The organism is Bacillus sp. CH_70, assembly GCF_038007045.1.
Taxonomy (GTDB): Bacteria; Bacillota; Bacilli; order Bacillales; family Bacillaceae_G; genus Bacillus_A; species Bacillus_A cereus.
Genome location: NZ_JBBOWL010000001.1, coordinates 4,397,939 through 4,420,888, shown reverse-complemented (window position 1 = coordinate 4,420,888; position 22,950 = coordinate 4,397,939). Strand labels below are relative to the sequence as shown.

Sequence of the window (22,950 nt, the reverse complement as noted above, 5' to 3'; positions counted from 1 at the left end):
TGAGGAGAGTGGATAGTTTGTCAACACTTCGTGAAGAAGCACTTCACATGCATAAAGTGCATCAAGGAAAATTAGAAACTGTATCAAAAGTAAAAGTAGAAAATGCAAAAGATTTAAGTCTTGCATATTCTCCAGGGGTTGCAGAACCTTGTAAAGAAATTTATGACGATAAAAGTAAGGTATATGAATATACGATGAAGGGAAATATGGTAGCAGTTGTGACAGACGGAACGGCTGTACTTGGTCTTGGTAACATTGGACCTGAAGCATCTCTTCCAGTAATGGAAGGTAAAGCTGTATTATTCAAGAGCTTTGCTGGTGTAGATGCATTCCCGATTGCCTTAAATACAAACGATGTAGATAAAATTGTTGAAACTGTAAAATTAATGGAGCCAACTTTTGGCGGCGTTAACTTAGAAGATATCGCAGCACCAAACTGCTTCATTATTGAAGAGCGTTTGAAAAAAGAAACAAATATTCCTATCTTCCATGATGATCAACACGGAACAGCTATCGTAACAGTAGCAGGTCTTGTAAATGCACTGAAATTAGTTGGAAAGAAAATGTCTGACATTAAAGTTGTCGCAAATGGCGCAGGTGCAGCAGGTATTGCAATTATTAAACTTTTATATCGCTATGGTGTACGCGACATTATTATGTGTGACCGTAAAGGGGCAATCTATGATGGTCGTCCTACAGGTATGAATCCGGTGAAGGATGAAGTTGCAAAATATACAAATAAGAATCGTATAGAAGGTTCTTTAGCTGATGTTGTACAAGGTGCGGACGTATTTATTGGTGTATCTGCAGAAGGTGCATTAACAGAAGAGATGGTTCGTACAATGAATGACAATGCGATTATTTTTGCAATGGCAAATCCAGTTCCAGAAATTATGCCAGAATTGGCAAAAGCAGCGGGCGCAGCTGTTGTTGGAACAGGTCGTTCTGACTTCCCGAACCAAGTAAATAATGTACTGGCGTTCCCTGGTATTTTCCGCGGTGCACTTGACGTACATGCGACACAAATTAACGAAGAAATGAAGATGGCAGCTGTACAGGCTATTGCTGAGCTTGTAGCAGAAGATGAGTTGAATGCAGACTATATCATTCCAGCGCCATTTGACGTGCGTGTAGCGCCTCAGGTAGCGGCTTACGTTGCAAAAGCAGCAATGGAGACAGGAGTAGCTCGCCGTCAAGTAGATCCAAATGAGATCGCTGAAAAAACAAAACAATTAGCGCTGATTGGTAAAGAATAAGCGAGGAATTTCCATTGACATCATCAAATACAAAAGTATATCTCGAAATTGTAAAAAAAATCCGTTCCATTATGGAAGAGGATGGATTGGTAGCGGGGGATCGTTTGCCGTCTGAGCGCGAGTTAAGTTCACGCTTAAACGTAGGACGTTCCTCTGTAAGAGAAGCATTGCGTGCTTTAGAACTGGTAGGATTGATTGAAACGAGACGTGGTGAAGGGACGTTTATTCGAAACTTTTATGATAACGGTCTTGTACAATTAATTGCTCCGTTCTTACTGCAAGATGAGAAAACAATTCGTGATTTATTACAAACAAAACGATTGCTTGAGAAAGATATGATTCGAATTGTATGTAATTTACCGAAAGAAACGTTTTCTAAAGTACTAAGTAGATTACACCAAGTACTTGAAGAAAATGAAAGCTCAATCCCAACGCTTCATCAAACGTTCTTTAAAACACTTATTGAACAAGTCGATAATTATTTACTATATCGCATTTGGATGATCGTAAATGATTACGTAGCAACTCTTTCTTGTAAAGTTTCAAGAGATTCTATCGATATGTATAGAAAGCTTTATGCTACTTTGGAAGAAAAACAAGAAAATGATGCACTAAAAATTTACGATGAATTAGTAGAGAATATACAGTTTCACTCGTAATGTATAAAATTTGTCGAAATGACCATGACACGTTATGACAAACATTCTACCGCGTAGCGGTTAAAGTTAAACGTAAAGAGTGAGGTTATTAGACAGATTGAGAAGATAAGGCTAACATCAAACTTTGGTGTTAGCCCCATTTTCTTCTTACGCTAACCTTAGCTCTCAACGAAGGGGGTCAAATTGTGCTAAGAGATTTATTCGTGAAAAAGAAAAAGTACGCTGCAATACCTTCAGAACAAGTACGAAAAGATGTGCCAGATGGCGTTATGACAAAATGTCCGGAATGTAAAAAAATCATGTATACGAAAGAACTTCTAAAAAATTTAAAAGTATGTGTGAATTGTGGATATCATCATCCTATGAATGCATGGGAACGTCTTGATAGTATATTGGACGAAGGGTCATTCCGTGAGTATGACAAAGAAATGGTTTCATTAAATCCACTCGAGTTTCCAGGTTATGAAGAGAAACTAGAGAGCGATCGTAAGAAGACTGAATTGAACGAAGCGGTTGTAACTGGTGAAGGAACAATTGATGACATGCTTGTTGTTGTTGCAGTAATGGATTCTCGTTTTCGAATGGGGAGCATGGGCTCTGTAGTAGGAGAAAAAATCGCCCGTGCGGTTGAAAAGGCGTACGACTTACAAGTTCCATTTATTATCTTTACTGCTTCGGGTGGTGCCCGTATGCAAGAAGGGATATTAAGTTTAATGCAAATGGCAAAAACAAGCGTAGCTTTGAAAAAGCATAGTAATGCAGGAGGGTTATTTATTTCTGTTATGACTCACCCAACGACGGGCGGGGTTTCAGCGAGTTTCGCTTCACTTGGTGATTATAATCTTGCAGAACCAGGTGCACTTATCGGATTTGCTGGTAGACGTGTAATTGAACAAACGGTGCGTGAGAAACTACCGGAAGATTTCCAAACGGCAGAATTCTTACTAGATCATGGTCAATTAGATGCGGTGGTGCATCGTGATGATATGAGAGAATCGCTTCGCAAGATTTTAGAAGTTCATCAAGGAGGGGAATTGGCTGTATGGCAGAGCTAGAATTTGAAAAACCAGTTGTTGAGCTAAGAAATAAGATTCGTGAACTGAAAGACTATACGAAAAACAGCCAGATGGACTTCAGTGAGGAGATTCGTATTTTGGAAGAAAAGCTAGAAAATTTAGAGGAAGATATATACGGCAATCTAAAAGTATGGGACCGTGTTCAAATTGCTCGTCATGCAGAACGACCGACAACGCTCGATTATATTGAGCACTTATTTACTGATTTTTTCGAATGTCATGGAGATCGTCTATTTGGCGATGATGCAGCGATTGTCGGCGGCATTGCGAAATATAAAGGGATGCCTGTAACTGTAATTGGGCATCAGCGCGGAAAAGATACGAAAGAAAATATTCGCCGTAACTTTGGAATGCCTCATCCAGAAGGATATCGAAAAGCACTGCGTCTCATGAAACAAGCGGAAAAGTTTAATCGTCCTATTATTTGTTTCATCGATACGAAGGGAGCTTATCCTGGTAAAGCAGCTGAAGAACGTGGACAAAGTGAAGCTATTGCCCGCAACCTATTTGAGATGGCAGGTTTAACGGTACCAGTTATTTGTATCGTTATCGGTGAAGGCGGTAGTGGTGGTGCGCTAGGTCTTGGAGTAGGAGATTACATTCATATGCTAGAAAATTCCACTTATTCTGTTATTACACCAGAGGGTGCAGCGGCAATTCTTTGGAAAGATGCAGGAAAAGCAAAGGAAGCTGCAGAAGCAATGAAAATTACAGCAGCAGATTTGAAAGAATTAGGTGTAATTGATGAAATTATTCCAGAGGCAAAAGGTGGAGCTCACCGTAATCTTTTAAAACAGTCAGAAAATATAGACTTAATGATTAGAAAAACTTTTGAACAATTAAACGGAATTTCGAAAGATGAATTAATCGAAAAACGTTATGAAAAATATATGAAAATTGGGCAAGTTTCGTTTTCAAACGCTTCCATTGGGATAAAATAAGAAAAGCGTGCGTTCCTCTTCGCGAATGCACGTTTTTATTATGAAAAGACACATCTTCTCCATTGTGTTTTTATATTTTTTCGTGTTATTTTATTATAAGGCAAATAATCTTTATGAGGTGAGTACAAATGAAACGTATTGGTGTATTAACAAGTGGTGGAGATTCACCTGGTATGAATGCTGCCATTCGTGCAGTTGTTCGTAAAGCGATTTTCCATGATATTGAAGTATATGGTATTTACCATGGATACGCTGGATTAATTTCTGGTCACATTGAAAAATTAGAACTTGGTTCTGTTGGCGATATTATCCACCGCGGTGGTACGAAATTATATACAGCAAGATGTCCTGAGTTTAAAGACCCAGAAGTACGACTAAAAGGTATCGAGCAATTAAAGAAACATGGTATCGAAGGACTTGTTGTTATTGGTGGAGATGGTTCTTACCAAGGCGCTAAAAAATTAACTGAACAAGGATTCCCATGTGTTGGTGTACCAGGTACAATCGACAATGATATCCCTGGAACAGACTTCACAATTGGTTTCGATACAGCTTTAAACACTGTTATTGATGCAATTGATAAAATCCGTGACACAGCTACATCTCATGAACGTACATATGTTATCGAAGTAATGGGACGTCACGCTGGTGATATCGCATTATGGGCTGGTTTAGCTGATGGTGCAGAAACAATCTTAATTCCAGAAGAAGAGTATGACATGGATGATGTTATCGCTCGTCTGAAGCGCGGTAGTGAACGTGGTAAAAAACACAGTATTATCGTTGTAGCTGAAGGTGTTGGAAGTGCAATTGACATCGGTAAGCACATTGAAGAAGCAACAAACTTTGATACTCGTGTAACTGTATTAGGTCACGTACAACGTGGCGGATCACCAAGTGCACAAGACCGTGTATTAGCAAGTCGTCTTGGCGCAAGAGCAGTTGAATTATTAATTGCTGGTAGAGGTGGACGTTGTGTAGGTATTCAAGATAACAAACTTGTTGATCATGATATTATCGAAGCGTTAGCTCAAAAGCATACAATCGATAAAGATATGTATCAATTATCTAAAGAATTATCCATCTAATCGGCGTAATGTCAGATATTTGGGAACGGTTTCATAATTTTCGGAGGTGCAATATGCGTAAAACTAAAATTGTATGTACTATAGGTCCTGCTAGTGAAAGTATTGAAAAATTAGAGCAATTAATCGAAGCAGGTATGAACGTTGCTCGTTTAAACTTCTCTCATGGTAGCCATGAAGAGCACGGAGCTCGTATTAAAAACATTCGTGAAGCTTCAAAGAAAACTGGTAAAACAGTTGGTATCTTACTTGATACAAAAGGTCCAGAAATCCGTACTCACGACTTCGTAGACGGACAAGCTGAGCTTGTAACAGGTGCAGAAGTAGTTCTTTCTACTGAGCAAGTATTAGGTACTGCAGAGAAGTTCTCTGTATCTTATGCTGGTCTTTATGACGATGTAGACCCAGGTTCTCGCATTCTAATCGATGACGGTCTTATCGAACTAGAAGTAATCGAAAAAGCTGATGGAAACATCCGTACAAAAGTTCTTAACAGCGGAACTGTAAAAAATAAAAAAGGTGTTAACGTACCAAACGTAAGCATTAAGCTTCCTGGTATCACTGAAAAAGACGTAAAAGATATCATCTTCGGTATCGAGCAAAAAGTTGATTTCATCGCAGCTTCATTCGTACGTAAAGCGTCTGACGTATTAGAAATCCGTGAATTATTAGAAGAGCATGGCGCTCAATACATCCAAATCGTACCGAAAATCGAAAACCAAGAAGGTATCGACAACATCGATTCAATCTTAGAAGTTTCTGACGGTTTAATGGTAGCTCGTGGTGATATGGGTGTAGAAATTCCGCCAGAAGAAGTACCATTAGTACAAAAACGTCTAATCAAAAAATGTAACGTGTTAGGTAAACCAGTTATTACTGCGACACAAATGTTAGACTCTATGCAACGTAACCCACGTCCAACTCGTGCGGAAGCAAGTGACGTAGCTAACGCAATCTTCGATGGTACAGATGCAATCATGCTTTCAGGTGAAACAGCTGCTGGTCAATATCCGGTAGAAGCAGTAACAATGATGGCTAACATTGCAGTACGTGTTGAAAAATCATTACAATACGAAGATATGTTCAAAAAACGTATTAAAGAGTTCACTCCAACAATTACAGATGCAATTAGCCAATCTGTTGCGCATACAGCACTTGCTCTTGATGTAGCTGCAATCGTAGCTCCAACAGAAAGTGGACATACTGCGAAAATGATCTCTAAATACCGTCCAAAATCTCCAATCGTAGCTGTAACATCTGACGAGCAAGTAGGACGTCGTCTTGCACTTGTTTGGGGTGTACAAGCATTTATGGCTGAGAAGCGCGCAGCTTCAACTGACGAAATGTTAGATACAGCAATTCAAACAGGTATGGATGCAGGTCTAATCGGCCTTGGAGATACTGTAGTAATTACTGCTGGTGTTCCAGTTGCTGAAACTGGTACAACAAACTTAATGAAAATCCACGTTGTTGGTGAAGAAGTTGCTAAAGGACAAGGAATCGGTCGTAAAGCTGCAAAAGGTAAAGTAGTTGTAGCAAAAACAGCTGCTGAAGCTGTAGCGAACGTAAACGAAGGTGATATCCTTGTTACAACAAGCACTGATAAAGATATGATTCCTGCAATCGAAAAAGCTGCTGCTTTAGTTGTAGAAGAAGGTGGCTTAACAAGCCATGCTGCTGTTGTAGGCGTATCAATCGGTATTCCTGTTATCGTTGGTGTAAACGGCGTAACAGCAACTTTAAAAAATGGCCAAGAAGTAACAGTTGATGCAGCACGCGGAATTGTTTATAATGGACATGCGGAAGTGCTATAAGTAATACGGAGAGAAGGATCGGAGTCCTTCTCTTTTTTTTACACAAAAACGAGATAGAGTTAGCTTAAAACGCCTAGAATTGCTTTTAAAAGCTGTTTGTTATGGGTTTTAATATGAAAGGGTATTATATTTCATATGATGTATATAGGCGTTGTGAGGGCGTTAAAAGTGAGTTGTGGGAGAGGTGTAGAACTATGAAGTGGTTACTATTCTTGTTTATTTTAATACCGGCGATTGAGATTACGGTCTTAATCGGATCAAGTCATGTAATAGGTTTATGGTCTACGTTCGCTATGATTGTATTTACAGGTGTAGTAGGTGTGTATTTGGCGAAAAGACAAGGATTTAAAGTGCTTGGAGAGATTCAATCTAAGTTGAATAGAGGGGAAATGCCAGGTGAGGCAGTACTAGATGGTATTTTTGTATTTGTAGGAGGTATTCTCTTAGTGCTTCCTGGTTATGTGACAGATGTGCTAGGGTTTATCTGCGTGATCCCTATTACGAGAGCTTTATTGAAGCCGCTTGTTATGAAGTGGATGGAATGGAAGTTTAGAAAGAACTCTACTATTATCATTCAGAAGTAGCGCTTAGATTATAACAATCTAAGTGCTATTTTTTTGTCTTGTAAGAGGGGAGGAACTTTCTGATTGAAGCTTTGCTTTACCGCGTTATTTGTGGGGTGTGGAATTTCTATCTCAAAGCTGGGATGCTCGTAAGTGTTTGATGTGGGGGGGATGAACAAAACGTCCGCTTATTATATTTGCTATATAATTTTCGTTTGAACTCTTGTTGTGCTTCGATTAAACGTGTGATTTTTTAGTGCTATTAATTTGGATGAATAAGATGGTGCGAAATGCAGCCAAATTAAAGTTTTGCTTTTGTATATAAAGGAGCGATTGGTGTAAAGAATTCATATAAAAGGTGGTGATTGTTAGTTGAAGCCTTATTTTATGCCATTTTGTATATTTATTCATTTACATAAAAAGTAATAAATGCAAGTAATAATTATAGATAAAATAGAATAAAAATGTATTTTTAGCTGGAATATGTGTTTTTTTATGCAAAAAAACAAGAGGATTATCCTGTTTCTGGGTAATGCTCTTGTTGCGTGTGAGTAGTGTGAAAAATAGGTAAAAGGAATAATCAGTGGGAATTTCCCACTGATTATAGCTTGATTTTTTGTATGAATTAGAAACTGTTATTTTGAAGGTGAACCTTTAATATATTTCCACAAGTCATGGAAGACATTAGCTTTGTGTAATGTATTAAGTAGTACTAAGGTGACTGGACCGATGATTAATCCTAAAAAGCCAAAAAGTTTAAAGCCGACAAATAGAGCGACGAGTGTTGCTAATGGATCGAGACCGATGTTAGATGAAAGTACTTTCGGTTCCATAATTTGTCTTTGGACAATCACGACGATGTATAAAATGAGAAGACCAATGGCGAATGCGGTATCGCCAGTGAAAAATACGTATATAACCCATGGAACGAAGACTGCGCCTGTTCCTAAATATGGTAGTAAATCTACAACTCCTGTAATAATCGCAATAGTAATGGCGTATGGTACGCGTAATATTAAAAGTCCGATCAGTACAATAACGGTTGTCATAGATACGAGTGTAAGTTGTGCTTTCACAAAACCGAATAAAGCTTTTTTTAAGTCGACAAAAATAGTTTTTCCGTAGCCATGTACACGATTTGGTAGTAATTTTCTTGCTTTTTGAGCAAGACGGTGCCAATCGTAACTAATGAAGAAAGTGGCTAATAAAATGAATACAAGGACAGTTAAAGTTGTTGGCAGTGCACTAATGAAATTCGTTAACCCGCTTATAATGGCGGTTAAAAGTTCTTTCATTTGTGTTGTTGCCTCTGTTCCTAAGTTTTGAATGTTTTGTGTAATTGTATAGCGCTGTGGTTCTCCAAGATGATTAAATTTAGAGATTAAATCATCGTAGAGAGGCATAATATGATTAAGTGCAAATTGCTGAGCGAATGTAACGATATCTGGAAACTTTACTGTAACAAGTTGTAGTAAGTATGTTGTGGCAGATATTGCTTCAGTCACAAGATATGTAACAAGTCCAACGATAGCTCCAAATACGAGAATTAAGCTAACGAGTACTGCTAGTGCGCGAGGAAATTGTAGTTTTTGATTAAGGAAATTGACGACAGGATTAATCAAATAAGCAAATGCAAAAGCGATAATAAAAGGATAGATAAGCCCTGACATGTATAGTAATACATAGAACCCAGCTACCGTTGCTACAATGACAAATATGAGTCGCAATATCATATATAGTAAGTTTCGGTTCAAAGATGTATACCTCCCATTCCAATTTGGATTATCCTAATTCGTTCAACTTATAACGAGTGTGCCCCACTGATTAAAGTTTCACTTTATGTTATAGTGGAATGATGGATTTTTCCTGCTTTTTCAGTATGTGAGTGACTGTGAAAGCTTGGTGTTGATGCTTCTACTATATGGTAAAAACTTCATTTTCTCTTCTTTTTATTTTACCTGTTTCTAATTAGAAAAGAAAGAAGAGACGCCTGTTTTTTAAAATGTATACATGCTTAAATTTTTATGGTGAAAGTCTCAATTTATCATTTTAAAATACATAAAAAATGAAGTGATTCATGTTGAATAGGCATCGATATATCATGTATAACGATAGGTTTAAAGGTATTTTTGTTTGGAAATGAGTTCATTATTTTCAGAAAGGAAGTGCAAACATGATTAGTCAGTCAACGTTATTTTTATTCATACTACTTATTATAGGACTTATTGCTAAAAACCAATCGCTTACTGTAGCAATTGGTGTGTTATTTTTATTGAAGTTTACGTTTTTAGGAGATAAGGTCTTTCCTTATTTACAAACGAAAGGAATTAACCTAGGTGTAACGGTCATTACAATAGCGGTGCTCGTACCGATTGCGACGGGGGAAATAGGTTTTAAACAACTTGGAGAAGCGGCAAAATCTTATTATGCGTGGATTGCTTTAGCTTCAGGTGTAGCGGTCGCTTTGTTAGCGAAAGGCGGCGTACAATTGTTGACAACGGATCCTCACATTACAACTGCGCTTGTTTTTGGGACAATTATAGCGGTTGCGCTATTTAATGGGGTTGCTGTTGGTCCGTTAATTGGGGCTGGAATTGCCTATGCGGTTATGAGTATTATACAAATGTTTAAATAAGGAATTTTATAGTAATATAAAATTTTTGAATTCTTTCTGTTCACAAAAGTCAGATAATTGTTTATAATAGGATTAGAAACTTTGAAAAGTTACATAACAGCAGAGACTTTACACCAGAGAAAATAAAAACAACATAAAACAATTTTATAATGATATTGTTTTATGTTGTTTTTATCATAAAACTCTTCGGAATGTATTTTCCTCACTAACTTGTTGTTTTGAGCGTGAGGATTCGGGGAGACATTCACGCTCATGCTTTCCATGTAAACAATGGACAATAAGAGGGGAACATCGCAACAAATTTGCATGATCGTGCATTTTGCTTGCCTAAAGAGTGAACGGGCGTTCATAATTCATAAGGGGAGCAAATAGATATAAGGAGCAAGGTTGGGAGAATTTTCAGGAAAAGGAGAGAATGTCATGACTGTTATTCGAGGTTTAGAAGGGGTAGTAGCAACAACATCATCTGTGAGCTCTATTATTGATGATACATTAACTTATGTTGGGTATAATATTGATGATTTAGCTGAGAATGCTACGTTTGAAGAAGTAGTGTACTTATTATGGCACCGCAAGCTTCCTAATGAAAAAGAACTAGCGGAATTTAATGAAATTGTATCTGAATACTATAAAGTTCCAGGTGAGATTTTAACATATTTGAAACAAGTAGATTTAAAAATTGCACATCCGATGTCTGTTTTACGAACTGCAATTTCCATGCTATCATTATACGATGAGAGCGCTGAAATTATGGATGAAAAGTCTAATTATTTGAAAGCGGTTAAATTACAGGCTCAAGTGGGAACTTTAGTTGCTGCTTACGCGAGAATCCGTAAAGGTTTAGATATTGTTGAGCCAAGAAAAGATTTATCATTAGCTGCAAACTTCTTGTACATGTTAAATGATCGCGAGCCAAATGAAGTTGAAATTGAAGCTTTTGATAAGGCACTTGTACTTCATGCAGATCATGAGTTAAACGCTTCTACATTTACTGCACGTGTTTGCGTAGCTACACTGTCAGATGTATATTCTGGTATTACAGCAGCAATCGGTGCATTAAAAGGTCCTCTTCACGGTGGGGCAAATGAAAATGTAATGAAGATGTTAACTGAAATTGGCGAAGAAGAAAATGTAGAGTCATATATTCATAATGCTCTTCAAAATAAAGTGAAAATCATGGGCTTTGGCCACCGTGTGTATGAGCAAGGTGATCCACGTGCAAAACACTTACGTGAAATGTCTAAGAGATTATGCGTGCTTTTAGGAGAAGACAAATGGTATAATATGTCTATCAAAATTGAAGACATTGTAACAAAAGAAAAAGGTCTTCCACCAAATGTCGATTTCTATTCAGCTTCTGTATACCATTGTTTAGGAATTGACCATGACTTATTTACACCTATTTTTGCAATTAGCCGTATGTCAGGCTGGTTAGCTCATATTCTAGAACAATATGAAAATAACCGTTTAATCCGTCCGCGTGCTGATTATAATGGACCAACGCATCAAGTGTATGTTCCAATCGCACAACGATAAGCGAAAAACACTATTTCGATAGTGAAAATACGCTTTCAAAAGTCTGATTTTTTCGGAAAGATGTAATGATTAGAATATTTTAATTTGACTAACGGTTTGAACTGAGGGGTTATTCCCTCAGTTTCATACATATGAAATTTCAAACATGGGGGTTATCACATTGACGACAGGTGAAAAAATTACTGTAACTAATGGTGTTATGAATGTACCAAACAATCCGATTATTCCATTTATTGAAGGAGATGGAATTGGTCCTGATATTTGGGCAGCTGCATCTCGCGTAATAGAAGCAGCAGTTGAAAAAGCTTATGATGGTGAGAAGAAAATCGTTTGGAAAGAAGTGCTTGCAGGGGAAAAAGCATTCAACCAAACAGGCGAGTGGTTACCAGAAGAAACTTTAAATTTAATTCGCGAATATTTAATCGCAATTAAAGGTCCACTTACAACTCCAGTTGGCGGTGGTATTCGTTCTCTAAACGTAGCACTTCGTCAAGAATTAGATCTATATGTATGTCTACGTCCAGTTCGTTATTTTGAAGGTGTTCCTTCACCTGTAAAACGTCCGGAAGATACTGATATGGTTATTTTCCGTGAAAATACAGAAGACATTTATGCTGGAATTGAATATGCACAAGGATCTCCAGAAGCAGAAAAAGTTCTTACTTTCTTAAAAGAAGCAATGGGTGTTAATAAAATCCGCTTCCCAGAAACATCTGGTATTGGTATTAAACCAATCTCAGAAGAAGGGACAAAGCGTCTTGTTCGTGCTGCAATTCAATATGCAATTAATGAAAAACGCTCTTCTGTTACATTAGTTCATAAAGGAAACATTATGAAATTTACAGAAGGTGCTTTCAAAAACTGGGGTTACGAAGTAGCGGAACAAGAATTCGGCGACAAAGTATTTACTTGGGCTGAATATGATCGCATTGTTGAAAAAGATGGTAAAGATGCAGCAAATAAAGCGATGGCAGACGCTGAAGTGGCTGGAAAAATCATCGTAAAAGATTCTATTGCAGACATCTTCTTACAACAAATTTTAACTCGTCCACGTGAGTTCGATGTTGTTGCAACAATGAACTTAAATGGTGACTATATCTCTGATGCACTTGCTGCACAAGTAGGTGGAATTGGTATTGCACCTGGTGCAAACATTAACTATGTGACTGGACATGCTATCTTTGAAGCTACACACGGTACAGCTCCAAAATATGCAGGTTTAGATAAAGTAAACCCATCTTCAGTTCTTCTTTCAGGTGTATTATTATTAGAACACTTAGGATGGAATGAAGCAGCGAAATTAGTAACAGATTCAGTTGAGAAAACAATTGCATCAAAAGTAGTAACATATGACTTCGCTCGCCTAATGGAAGGCGCAACAGAAGTGAAGTGTTCTGAGTTTGCTAATGAGCTTATTAAAAACATGGATGTAGCGATAATCAAAAACGCATAATTAAAGCGGGGGGTAAATTATGACAATCAAACGCAAGAAAGTTTCAGTCATCGGTGCAGGATTTACAGGAGCAACAACGGCATTCTTATTAGCACAAAAAGAACTTGCAGATGTTGTATTAGTGGACATTCCACAACTGGAAAATCCAACAAAAGGGAAAGCGTTAGATATGTTAGAAGCGAGCCCAGTACAAGGTTTTGATGCTAACATTATTGGAACATCTGATTACGCAGATACTGCTGATTCTGACGTTGTCGTTATTACAGCAGGTATTGCACGTAAGCCTGGTATGAGCCGTGATGACTTAGTAGCAACGAACTCTAAAATTATGAAAAGTATTACGCGCGACATTGCAAAACATTCACCAAATGCAATTATTGTTGTGTTAACAAATCCAGTTGATGCAATGACATATTCTGTATTTAAAGAAGCAGGATTCCCGAAAGAGCGTGTAATTGGCCAATCGGGCGTATTAGATACAGCTCGTTTCCGTACATTCATCGCACAAGAATTAAATCTTTCTGTGAAAGACATTACAGGATTTGTTCTTGGTGGACACGGTGACGACATGGTACCTCTTGTGCGTTATTCTTATGCAGGCGGTATTCCGTTAGAAACGTTAATTCCGAAAGAGCGTTTAGAAGCAATCGTAGAACGTACACGTAAAGGTGGCGGTGAGATTGTAGGCTTATTAGGAAACGGTAGTGCATATTACGCACCAGCAGCTTCTTTAGTTGAAATGACAGAAGCAATCTTAAAAGATCAACGCCGTGTATTACCAGCTATTGCGTACCTTGAAGGTGAGTATGGTTATAGTGACCTTTACTTAGGGGTACCAGTAATTCTAGGTGGTAACGGAATTGAAAAAATTATTGAATTAGAACTTCTTGCAGATGAAAAAGAAGCGTTAGATCGCTCTGTAGAATCTGTACGTAACGTAATGAAAGTTCTTGTTTAATAATTGAATAGTAGTGAAAAAGATTCGGGATTCCGAATCTTTTTCTACTATTTACCGAATTGTTTTTTTGAAATAATATGAAAACGCTATCATTTGTAGTATCCTATAATGAAACTATAGATTTATACTATACATTGCCCTCATCATAGTAAATTTCGGATAAGGTATCGCTTTTAGTAGGATAATAAGGTGAAAAAATCGGAGGGGGTTGTAACATGTTAAAGAAAAAAGTTCAAATTGGTCGTAAAATGGATGAAATTACAGTAGGAGAGAAATTATCTATCACTGAAAAAATTGAGGATAAACATTTGTTATTGTACTTAGGGTTAACGAATGATGCCAATCCATTATATATTCAGCATGATTACGCATCCCAAACTCCGTATGAAAAGCCAATTGTACCAAGCATTATGCTAACGGGAATGATTACAACGGCAGTTACGAAATATTTACCGGGTCCAGGAAGTCATATTACGAGAAAGGACCTTACGTTCGTGAAGCATGTTCACCATTATGAAACGTTACAAATCCACTTTGAAGTTGTGGCTGTTTCTGAGGAGGAACATACAATTGATATGCTTGTATCTGCTCATGATGAAAAAGGAGAAACTGTTGTAAAAGGTTCATTAACAGTCACGCCGCCTTTTAAATCTGTTTCCATTATGGAAAAAGCATTAGATAATTTTTAAAAGATGAAAATATGAATAGCGCTAGCATACCTTGAATAAGGATGCTAGCGCTATTTTTAGTTGAAAAATCCTTCTTTGAACCCTTCAGCAAATTCTGAGCACCCCGTTTTAATCGTATCCCAGCTCGGTACGTTAAAAGTAAGGAAACATGTTACTACTAAAGTTAAAATAGGTAGTAATAGTCGCATAATAGACCCCTTTTTATATTCAGATTATTGGATTAACAATATTTACTATATTATAATTTGATAATTTAAGTCAATGGAAGGAGTGATTCTTTAAGATGAGGTGGAAAGGAGAAAACGTTATCTTTGAAACGGTAAGAGAAGCTGAAGTGTGGGCAGACGGGGTTGCGAATGAAATGTACGGGAGAGTATTTGATGGATATGAAACACCGGATTATAAAATAGCGTATGCTCTTTCGTTTTTCCTAGCACAAAATCAAGATTTTATAGTTCATACGGAAGTGAGCTTTAAAGAAGAGAGAGTAATCTATAAAGTTTGGCAAAATCCTGTGTAGTTGCAGGTGAATCGTAATTACTTCTATTTTCTCAATTCTACACAAACGATCTCCATGAATAGACAATTATATTGAGAGGGACCTTGTTTTCTAGTATGATGAGAATAACGGGGAAAATACTAGGATGAAGAAGGTTTCAAGTCTATAACTTGGAGGAAAAGAATGAACAATCGTATTTTAGTAGTTGATGATGAGGAATTTATCTTAACTTTAATCGAATTTAATTTACAACAAGCTGGGTTTGAAGTTATAACAGCGATGGATGGAGAAATGGCGCTTCAAAAAGCGACAACAGAACGCCCAGATTTAATTATATTAGATTTAATGCTTCCGAAAATGGATGGTATGGAAGTGTGTAAAGAATTACGATTGCAGCGCGTTATGACGCCGATTTTAATGTTAACGGCAAAAGATGATGAGTTTGATAAGGTGCTAGGCCTTGAACTTGGGGCAGATGATTATATGACGAAGCCATTTAGTCCAAGGGAAGTTGTTGCTCGTGTGAAGGCGATTTTGCGCCGCACGAAATTACAACAAGAAGAACAAGTTGCAGAAGCGCCAGATGAAGATAGCATCACAATTGCAGAACTTAAAATTTTACCGGAGTTTTATGAGGCTTATTTCCAAGGAAGAAAGCTTGAATTAACACCAAAAGAATTTGAACTACTTGTGTATCTTGCGAAAAATAAAAGTCGCGTGTTGACGCGTGATCAATTATTAAGTGCTGTATGGAATTACGATTTTGCTGGTGATACACGAATTGTTGATGTTCATATTAGCCATTTGCGCGATAAAATTGAACAAAATACGAAAAAACCGACGTACATTAAAACGATACGTGGTTTAGGATATAAATTAGAGGAGCCAAAAGGGAATGAATAAATTTCGTTCCAGGCTTCTTTTTACATTTGTTTCTCTTATTGTATTTATTTTAGTTGGACTAGGTTTATTGCTAGAAACTGTGTTTGAAAACTACTATATAGATCATGCTAAAGAGAGAATGGTAAAAGAGACGGAGTATGTTGCGGCGTTAGCAGAAGAGCAAGGTTTTGATAATGTCTTAAAAAATCCATACGTATTTGAAAAGTTAGAAGAAAAAATACCAGCTTCTATCGTATTTGTGGATGAAAAAAAGAAAGTTCAATATAGAAAAGGACAAGAATTGGCATTTAGTCCAGAGACGATTAAAGAACTTACTTCGGAATTGGCAAAACAACGAAGTAAAGTGATTACGAAAGAGACAGATCGAAAGAATGAATTTTATCATGCGGTGTTCGTTCAAGATGTAGAAGGAAAACAAGGATACGTTTTGGTGAAAAGTACAATCGATCCTTTAAAAGACGTACATCAAAAAACGTGGGGATTATTAATTATCGGATTTGTTATTGCTTGTCTCGTAGTTGTATTTTTAGGTATGAAAATTACAGGGCAATATATTAGGCCGATTGAATCGGTTACAAAAGTTGCAATTGAATTGGCAAAGGGTAATTATAAAGCACGTGCATACGAAAGTCATTCGGATGAAACAGGAATGCTGAGTAAAGCGATTAATATTTTAGCTCGTAACTTACAAGAGATGACACTTGAACAAGAAATGCAGCAAGATCGTCTGCATACGTTAATTGAAAATATGGGAAGCGGAATGATTTTAATTGATAGCCGCGGGTATATAAACCTTGTAAACCGCTCTTATAAGGAAACTTTCCACGTAACAGATGAAGAATATTTAGATCGCTTATATTATGAATCGTTTCATCATACAGAAATTATTGAGCTTGTAGAAGAAATCTTTATGACAGAAGTGAAAGTGCGTAAACAAATGTTATTGCCACTTGGAATTGAGCGGAAGCATTTCGAAGTATATGGAGCGCCGATTATCGGGACAAACCATGAATGGAAAGGGATTGTTCTCGTATTCCATGACATAACAGAGTTAAAGAAATTAGAACAAATGAGAAAAGACTTTTTAGCGAATGTTTCTCATGAATTAAAGACACCGATTACTTCTATTAAAGGTTTTTCAGAAACACTCTTAGACGGAGCGATGGATAATAAAAAATTCTGCGAACATTTCTTGCACATTATTTTAAAAGAAAGTGAGCGCATGCAAGGATTAATTGAAGATTTATTAGATTTGTCAAAGATCGAACAACAAGGATTTAAATTAAATATGGGAACCGTTGACATGAAGGGGCTGCTTGAAGATATTCATATGGTGCTTGATAATAAAGCAGGAGAAAAAGAAATCTCTTTACAAGTGAATGTATTAAAACGTGCTTCTGTTATTGGAGATCCAAGTCGTTTGAAACAAATCTTTATTAATTTAATAAATAACGCGATCGTATATACACCGGCTGGAGGCGTTGTTTCAGTAGAGTTAGCGGAAGATAAGTATAATGCTTATATAAAAGTATCGGATACTGGAATTGGTATTAGTAAAGAGGAAATTCCACGTATTTTTGAACGCTTTTACCGAGTGGATAAAGCGAGAAGTAGAAATACTGGTGGTACAGGCCTTGGATTATCAATTGTAAAGCATTTAGTAGAGGCGCATCACGGTACAATTACAGTGGATAGTGAAGTTGGGGAAGGGACAACATTTACAGTTGTTTTACCAAAATCAGCAACTGAAAAATAGGATGAAGGATGTTTACAATATATTAACAATGGCTTAATTAAATATTAATAAAGCTCTGTTAATATAATACATGAAAACCCCTTCATCCAAGGAGTAATTTTGGACGAGAATAGTTAAGTTGTTCTCGTCACTTCCCTTTATGCCAATATAAGTCTGTTTTATATATGAAAGAAAATAACCGTTATTTTTCTTCTCTCTATTAGTCATGTTAATATAGAGAGAGGAAAGGAACGGTTTTTTTCTGTGAAAAAAATCATTTCAAATTTGTATGGGGAGGTTTCAATTTTGGAAAAAAAGGTCGTATTAGTAGATGGTAATAATATCGCGTATCGTGCTTTCTTTGCACTACCGCTTTTAAATAACGACAAAGGTATACATACGAACGCAATTTACGGTTTTACAATGATGTTAATGAGAATATTAGAGGAAGAAAAGCCAACTCATATGTTAGTGGCGTTTGATGCAGGCAAAACAACCTTCCGTCATAAAACGTATAGTGAGTATAAAGGAGGACGTCAAAAGACTCCACCTGAATTATCAGAGCAGTTCCCGTTTATTCGTGAGATGCTGGATGCGTTCAATGTACCGCGTTATGAATTAGAAAATTATGAAGCGGATGATATTATGGGAACGCTAGCAAAAGAAGCGAGTGAACAAGGAGCAAGTGTAAAAGTTATTTCAGGAGATAAAGATTTACTTCAACTTGTTTCTGATAACACGCTTGTATGTATTCCGCGAAAAGGGATTACGGAAGTAGATGAATATACGAAAGAAGCTTTATTTGAAAAATATAGCTTATCACCAAAGCAAATTATCGATATGAAAGGTTTAATGGGAGACCAATCAGATAATATTCCGGGTGTACCAGGAGTTGGTGAAAAAACGGCGATTAAATTGTTAACACAGTTTGGAACGGTTGAAGAAGTGTATGAAAATCTAGATCAAGTAAGCGGGAAGAAATTAAAAGAAAAACTAGAAGAAAATAAAGAACAAGCTCTTATGAGTAAAGATCTTGCGACTATTATTACAGATGCACCGATTACAGTTCATGTGGATGATATGGCGTATAAAGGATATGAAGCAAGTGATGTGATTCCAATGTTCGAGAGTTTAGGATTTACATCTCTTTTAAATAAATTAGGCGTTACGCCAGAAGAAACAGCTCCAGCTGAATTAGATGATATTACATTTGATATTGTGGAAGAAGTTACAGAAGAAATGCTTCAGCAAGATAGTGCGCTTATCGTAGAAGTGCAAGAAGATAATTATCATAAGGCGGACATTCAAGGCTTTGGTATTCAAAATGAAAATGGTTGCTACTTTATTCAGAAGGATATTGCTCTTGCATCGGATGCATTTAAAGCATGGCTTGCAAATGGAGAAATGAGAAAGCATACATTTGATGCGAAGCGAGCAATCGTTGCACTGAAATGGAATGGGATAGATATGCAAGGGATTGACTTTGATCTATTAATCGCTGCTTATTTACTTGACCCGGCTGATACAGATAAAGATTTTCGTACTGTAGCGAAAATGAAAGAAACGCATGCTGTGAAATCAGATGAAGAAGTTTACGGAAAAGGTGCGAAGCGTGCTGTTCCAGAGTTAGAAGTAGTAGCGGAGCATGTGGCCCGTAAAGTGCATGTATTATATGATGTAAAGCAAACATTCGTTGAAGAGTTAAAGAAGAATGAGCAATATGAACTGTTTACAGAGTTAGAATTGCCACTTGCGCGTGTATTAGCTGATATGGAAGTAAAAGGTGTAAAAGTTGATACGGAGCGTCTTCGTAATATGGGAGAAGAACTCGCAGGTAGATTAAAGGAAATGGAACAGGAAATTTATAAGCTTGCGGGAACAGAATTTAATATTAATTCACCGAAGCAGCTTGGTGTAATTCTGTTTGAGAACTTAAACTTACCGGTTATTAAAAAGACGAAAACAGGTTATTCTACGTCAGCTGATGTATTAGACAAGCTTATGGATCGCCATGAAATTATTCCAAACATTTTACATTATCGTCAATTAGGGAAGCTAAATTCAACTTATATTGAAGGTTTACTGAAAGTTGTACATGAAGATTCATCTAAAATTCATACTCGCTTTAATCAAGTGTTAACGCAAACAGGTCGATTAAGTTCAACGGATCCGAACTTGCAAAATATCCCGATTCGATTAGAAGAAGGAAGAAAGATTCGTCAGGCATTTGTTCCATCAGAAGAAGGTTGGATTATGTATGCGGCTGATTATTCACAAATCGAACTGCGTGTATTAGCTCATATTGCAAATGATAAAGGGCTAGTTGAAGCATTCCAGCATGACATGGATATTCATACGAAAACAGCTATGGATGTATTTGGCGTTGAAAAAGATGAAGTAACTTCAAATATGAGACGACAAGCGAAAGCTGTTAACTTCGGAATTGTGTATGGTATTAGTGATTATGGTCTTTCACAAAACTTAGGAATTACAAGAAAAGCAGCAGCGGAATTTATTGAAAAGTATTTAGAAAGTTTCCCTGGTGTACAAGAATACATGGAGGACATCGTAAAAGATGCGAAACAAAAAGGATATGTGGCTACATTATTAAATCGTCGTCGTTATATTCCAGAAATTACGAGTCGTAATTTCAATTTACGTAGCTTCGCTGAGCGTACAGCGATGAATACACCAATTCAAGGTACTGCAGCAGATATTATTAAAAAAGCGATGATTATTATGGCAGATCGTTTAGAAGAAGAAGGATTACAAGCGCGTCTTCTTCTGCAAGTACACGATGAATTAATATTTGAAGCACCAAAAGAAGAAATTGAAAAATTAGAGCAGCTTGTACCTGAAGTAATGGAGCATGCGATTGAACTCGCAGTTCCGCTGAAAGTTGATTATTCTTACGGTCCAACTTGGTACGACGCAAAATAAGGAAGTGATGAAATGCCTGAATTACCAGAGGTTGAAAACGTCAGACGGACACTTGAAAATCTTGTAACAGGAAAAACGATTGAAGATGTTATTGTTACTTATCCAAAAATAGTGAAACGACCAGATGATGCAGAAATCTTTAAAGAAATGCTAAAAGGCGAGAAGATTGAAAATATAAAGCGAAGAGGAAAGTTTTTGCTTCTATATGTAACAAATTATGTTATTGTTTCACATTTGCGTATGGAAGGTAAGTTTTTACTACATCAAGAGGATGAGCCAATTGATAAACATACGCACGTCCGTTTCTTATTTACAGATGGAACTGAATTACATTATAAAGATGTGAGAAAGTTTGGTACGATGCATCTCTTTAAGAAAGGTGAAGAGATGAACCAAATGCCTCTTGCTGACTTAGGGCCGGAGCCGTTTGATGCTGAATTGACACCACAGTATTTACAAGAAAGATTGCAAAAGACAAATCGTAAAATAAAAGTTGTGCTATTGGATCAGCGTCTTTTAGTAGGGCTTGGAAATATATATGTGGATGAAGTTTTATTCCGTTCTCAAATTCATCCGGAACGAGAAGCGTCGTCTTTGACAAAAGAAGAAATTGAGCGAATTTATGAGGCTACGGTTACAACGCTAGGAGAAGCAGTGAAGCGTGGCGGAAGTACAATTCGAACGTATATCAACTCACAAGGGCAAATTGGTTCGTTCCAAGAACTCCTAAATGTATACGGAAAAAAAGGAGAACCGTGTGTAACTTGCGGTACGATATTAGAAAAAACAGTTGTTGGCGGAAGAGGAACGCATTACTGCCCAATTTGTCAGCCAAGAATATAGAAAAGAGATAACATCGGATAGGCATTTGTCATATACATACAGCAGAGCTATGTATAAGGGAGGAGCTTACCGATGTACCTTTATTTATCTCTTATTTTATTAGCTTTTACATTAAGCTTAGATAGCTGTAGTGTAGGGCTAACATATGGTTTAAGAAGCGTAAGAATTCCACTAAGATCAATTATAATTATCGGAATGTGTTCAGCGGCTGTTATGCTTGTTTCAATGGGAATTGGACATATGATCGCGAAAGTATTTTCACCTGTTATCGCAACGCGTATCGGTGGGCTTGTTCTTATTGGAATAGGGATTTGGGTATTGTATCAATTTTTTCGAAGTGAAAAAAAAGAAGAACCGAAGCAAGAGGAGAAGGTCTGGAAATTAGAGATTGCCTCGCTAGGGCTAGTGATTCAAATTTTACGGAAACCGACTGTAGCAGATTTTGATAAATCAGGCACCATTTCTGCAGGAGAGGCATTGCTTCTTGGTATCGCTCTTTCTGTAGACTCATTTGGTGCCGGAATTGGTGCATCTTTATTAGGGTATGCACCCGCTATGATGGCGATATTAGTTGCGATTATGAGTTCTTTGTTTTTATTTATTGGAATGAAACTTGGAACGGTTTTATCGAATATGAAGTGGTTACAAAAATTTACATTCCTGCCTGGGGTATTACTCATTATAATTGGAATTTGGAAAATGTAAGTATGGGCGTGGAACATTAGTTTCGCGCCTTTTATTATGAGGAGGCTTATTATGACAGTAGTAATTGGATTAACAGGAGGCATTGCAAGTGGAAAAAGTACAGTATCTCAAATGTTTCGTGAACTGAGCATACCGGTTATTGATGCAGATATTATTGCACGAGAAGTTGTAGAGCAAGGAAAACCAGCATATAACAAAATAGTAGAAGTATTTGGAACGGAAGTGTTACAAGAAGATGGAGAACTAGATCGTCCAAAACTGGGAAGTGTCGTTTTCTATAATGAAGAAAAACGATTGCAGTTAAATAAAATTGTTCATCCTGCAGTGCGTGAGGAAATGAATAGGCAAAAGGAGATGTACATAAAAGAAGATATGCAAGCGGTTGTGTTAGATATTCCTCTCTTATTTGAAAGCAAATTAACAAGTCTTGTTGACCGCGTTTTAGTTGTAGCAGTTAAGCCGCATACGCAATTAGAGCGTTTAATGAAACGAAATAACTTTTCAGAAGAAGAAGCAACAGCTCGTATTCAATCTCAAATGCCGTTAGAAGAAAAAGTGAAAAATGCAGATGAAGTGATAAATAATGATGGCACAATTATGGGAACGAAAACACAATTGCAGGTAATTTTAAAGAAGTGGAACATTATTGACTAAAAAATT

21 protein-coding genes are annotated in these 22,950 nt (G+C 37.0%); 19 read left to right on the top strand and 2 right to left on the bottom strand.

Annotated elements, in window-relative coordinates; genetic code table 11:
• Positions 1-47: 47 nt before the first annotated feature.
• The 7 genes from N2V79_RS22560 (at position 48) to N2V79_RS22530 (ending at position 7,415) form a co-directional block, all read left to right on the top strand.
• On the top strand, positions 48-1,256 hold the full coding sequence (locus N2V79_RS22560; RefSeq protein ID WP_340720348.1) for an NAD(P)-dependent malic enzyme: 1,209 nt from the start codon (positions 48-50) through the stop codon (positions 1,254-1,256).
• 14 nt (positions 1,257-1,270) lie between these two features.
• A complete protein-coding gene (locus N2V79_RS22555) occupies positions 1,271-1,915 on the top strand; it encodes a FadR/GntR family transcriptional regulator (protein WP_000204444.1) in 645 nt (214 codons plus the stop codon).
• Between the two features lie 185 nt (positions 1,916-2,100).
• On the top strand, positions 2,101-2,970 hold the full coding sequence (accD, locus tag N2V79_RS22550) for an acetyl-CoA carboxylase, carboxyltransferase subunit beta (protein WP_000942855.1): 870 nt from the start codon (positions 2,101-2,103) through the stop codon (positions 2,968-2,970).
• Complete coding sequence (gene accA / locus N2V79_RS22545; RefSeq protein WP_000818801.1) at positions 2,958-3,932, top strand: acetyl-CoA carboxylase carboxyl transferase subunit alpha; 975 nt, start codon at positions 2,958-2,960, stop codon at positions 3,930-3,932. Before accD ends, accA begins: the two co-directional genes overlap by 13 nt.
• Positions 3,933-4,060: 128 nt before the next feature.
• The gene (gene pfkA / locus N2V79_RS22540; RefSeq protein WP_000821158.1) at positions 4,061-5,020 is read left to right on the top strand and encodes a 6-phosphofructokinase; all 960 of its coding nucleotides are present in this window, start codon (positions 4,061-4,063) and stop codon (positions 5,018-5,020) included.
• A gap of 53 nt (positions 5,021-5,073) precedes the next feature.
• Entirely contained in the window at positions 5,074-6,831 is a 1,758-nt protein-coding gene (gene pyk, locus N2V79_RS22535) for a pyruvate kinase (RefSeq protein WP_001232667.1), read from the top strand.
• A 194-nt stretch (positions 6,832-7,025) separates the two neighbouring features.
• Positions 7,026-7,415, top strand: a complete 390-nt coding sequence (locus N2V79_RS22530; RefSeq protein WP_000871631.1) for an FxsA family protein — start codon at positions 7,026-7,028, stop codon at positions 7,413-7,415.
• A gap of 614 nt (positions 7,416-8,029) precedes the next feature.
• Here the strand turns inward: N2V79_RS22530 and ytvI are convergent.
• Complete coding sequence (gene ytvI / locus N2V79_RS22525; RefSeq protein ID WP_006926492.1) at positions 8,030-9,148, bottom strand: sporulation integral membrane protein YtvI; 1,119 nt, start codon at positions 9,146-9,148, stop codon at positions 8,030-8,032.
• Positions 9,149-9,567: 419 nt separating this feature from the next.
• Between ytvI and N2V79_RS22520 the strand changes: the two genes are divergently transcribed.
• The 5 genes from N2V79_RS22520 (at position 9,568) to N2V79_RS22500 (ending at position 14,665) form a co-directional block, all read left to right on the top strand.
• The gene (locus tag N2V79_RS22520; RefSeq protein WP_000625507.1) at positions 9,568-10,029 is read left to right on the top strand and encodes a DUF441 domain-containing protein; all 462 of its coding nucleotides are present in this window, start codon (positions 9,568-9,570) and stop codon (positions 10,027-10,029) included.
• 387 nt (positions 10,030-10,416) lie between these two features.
• On the top strand, positions 10,417-11,565 hold the full coding sequence (citZ, locus tag N2V79_RS22515) for a citrate synthase (protein WP_000503651.1): 1,149 nt from the start codon (positions 10,417-10,419) through the stop codon (positions 11,563-11,565).
• 160 nt (positions 11,566-11,725) lie between these two features.
• Positions 11,726-13,018: an NADP-dependent isocitrate dehydrogenase gene (icd, locus tag N2V79_RS22510; protein ID WP_071731427.1), complete on the top strand. Its 1,293-nt coding sequence runs from the start codon at positions 11,726-11,728 to the stop codon at positions 13,016-13,018.
• Between the two features lie 19 nt (positions 13,019-13,037).
• A complete protein-coding gene (mdh, locus tag N2V79_RS22505) occupies positions 13,038-13,976 on the top strand; it encodes a malate dehydrogenase (protein ID WP_000153232.1) in 939 nt (312 codons plus the stop codon).
• Positions 13,977-14,191: 215 nt separating this feature from the next.
• Positions 14,192-14,665, top strand: coding sequence for a MaoC family dehydratase (locus tag N2V79_RS22500; RefSeq protein WP_340720224.1), 474 nt, complete (start codon positions 14,192-14,194; stop codon positions 14,663-14,665).
• Between the two features lie 56 nt (positions 14,666-14,721).
• On the opposite strand, the gene N2V79_RS22495 is transcribed toward N2V79_RS22500, so the two are convergent.
• Positions 14,722-14,853 carry a hypothetical protein gene (locus N2V79_RS22495; protein ID WP_001238014.1) on the bottom strand — a complete coding sequence of 44 codons (132 nt, stop codon included), beginning with the start codon at positions 14,851-14,853 and terminating at the stop codon, positions 14,722-14,724.
• 95 nt (positions 14,854-14,948) lie between these two features.
• Here N2V79_RS22495 and N2V79_RS22490 point away from each other — a divergent pair, with 95 nt between their 5' ends.
• From N2V79_RS22490 to coaE, 7 genes are all read left to right on the top strand, one after another.
• Complete coding sequence (locus tag N2V79_RS22490; RefSeq protein ID WP_053563568.1) at positions 14,949-15,185, top strand: hypothetical protein; 237 nt, start codon at positions 14,949-14,951, stop codon at positions 15,183-15,185.
• Between the two features lie 162 nt (positions 15,186-15,347).
• Positions 15,348-16,067 carry a two-component system response regulator PhoP gene (gene phoP, locus N2V79_RS22485; RefSeq protein ID WP_001065220.1) on the top strand — a complete coding sequence of 240 codons (720 nt, stop codon included), beginning with the start codon at positions 15,348-15,350 and terminating at the stop codon, positions 16,065-16,067.
• On the top strand, positions 16,060-17,823 hold the full coding sequence (gene phoR, locus N2V79_RS22480) for a sensory box histidine kinase PhoR (protein WP_001032099.1): 1,764 nt from the start codon (positions 16,060-16,062) through the stop codon (positions 17,821-17,823). Before phoP ends, phoR begins: the two co-directional genes overlap by 8 nt.
• Positions 17,824-18,108: 285 nt before the next feature.
• Positions 18,109-20,742, top strand: a complete 2,634-nt coding sequence (polA, locus tag N2V79_RS22475; RefSeq protein WP_053563570.1) for a DNA polymerase I — start codon at positions 18,109-18,111, stop codon at positions 20,740-20,742.
• A gap of 12 nt (positions 20,743-20,754) precedes the next feature.
• Positions 20,755-21,585 (top strand): DNA-formamidopyrimidine glycosylase, encoded by an 831-nt coding sequence (gene mutM / locus N2V79_RS22470; RefSeq protein WP_071731428.1) that lies wholly within the window; start codon positions 20,755-20,757, stop codon positions 21,583-21,585.
• Between the two features lie 72 nt (positions 21,586-21,657).
• Complete coding sequence (ytaF, locus tag N2V79_RS22465; RefSeq protein WP_000281743.1) at positions 21,658-22,290, top strand: sporulation membrane protein YtaF; 633 nt, start codon at positions 21,658-21,660, stop codon at positions 22,288-22,290.
• A 51-nt stretch (positions 22,291-22,341) separates the two neighbouring features.
• On the top strand, positions 22,342-22,944 hold the full coding sequence (gene coaE, locus N2V79_RS22460; RefSeq protein ID WP_053563572.1) for a dephospho-CoA kinase: 603 nt from the start codon (positions 22,342-22,344) through the stop codon (positions 22,942-22,944).
• The last annotated feature ends 6 nt before the right edge of the window (positions 22,945-22,950 follow it).

Bases quoted from the DNA above. Each gene is read 5' to 3' on its own strand.
- N2V79_RS22560 (WP_340720348.1), top strand. From the start codon at position 48: ATGCATAAAGTGCATCAAGGAAAATTAGAAACTGTATCAAAAGTAAAA.
- accA (WP_000818801.1), top strand. From the start codon at position 2,958: ATGGCAGAGCTAGAATTTGAAAAACCAGTTGTTGAGCTAAGAAATAAG.
- pfkA (WP_000821158.1), top strand. From the start codon at position 4,061: ATGAAACGTATTGGTGTATTAACAAGTGGTGGAGATTCACCTGGTATG.
- pyk (WP_001232667.1), top strand. From the start codon at position 5,074: ATGCGTAAAACTAAAATTGTATGTACTATAGGTCCTGCTAGTGAAAGT.
- N2V79_RS22530 (WP_000871631.1), top strand. From the start codon at position 7,026: ATGAAGTGGTTACTATTCTTGTTTATTTTAATACCGGCGATTGAGATT.
- N2V79_RS22520 (WP_000625507.1), top strand. From the start codon at position 9,568: ATGATTAGTCAGTCAACGTTATTTTTATTCATACTACTTATTATAGGA.
- mdh (WP_000153232.1), top strand. From the start codon at position 13,038: ATGACAATCAAACGCAAGAAAGTTTCAGTCATCGGTGCAGGATTTACA.
- N2V79_RS22500 (WP_340720224.1), top strand. From the start codon at position 14,192: ATGTTAAAGAAAAAAGTTCAAATTGGTCGTAAAATGGATGAAATTACA.
- N2V79_RS22495 (WP_001238014.1), bottom strand. From the start codon at position 14,853: ATGCGACTATTACTACCTATTTTAACTTTAGTAGTAACATGTTTCCTT.
- N2V79_RS22490 (WP_053563568.1), top strand. From the start codon at position 14,949: ATGAGGTGGAAAGGAGAAAACGTTATCTTTGAAACGGTAAGAGAAGCT.
- phoP (WP_001065220.1), top strand. From the start codon at position 15,348: ATGAACAATCGTATTTTAGTAGTTGATGATGAGGAATTTATCTTAACT.
- phoR (WP_001032099.1), top strand. From the start codon at position 16,060: ATGAATAAATTTCGTTCCAGGCTTCTTTTTACATTTGTTTCTCTTATT.
- mutM (WP_071731428.1), top strand. From the start codon at position 20,755: ATGCCTGAATTACCAGAGGTTGAAAACGTCAGACGGACACTTGAAAAT.
- ytaF (WP_000281743.1), top strand. From the start codon at position 21,658: ATGTACCTTTATTTATCTCTTATTTTATTAGCTTTTACATTAAGCTTA.
- coaE (WP_053563572.1), top strand. From the start codon at position 22,342: ATGACAGTAGTAATTGGATTAACAGGAGGCATTGCAAGTGGAAAAAGT.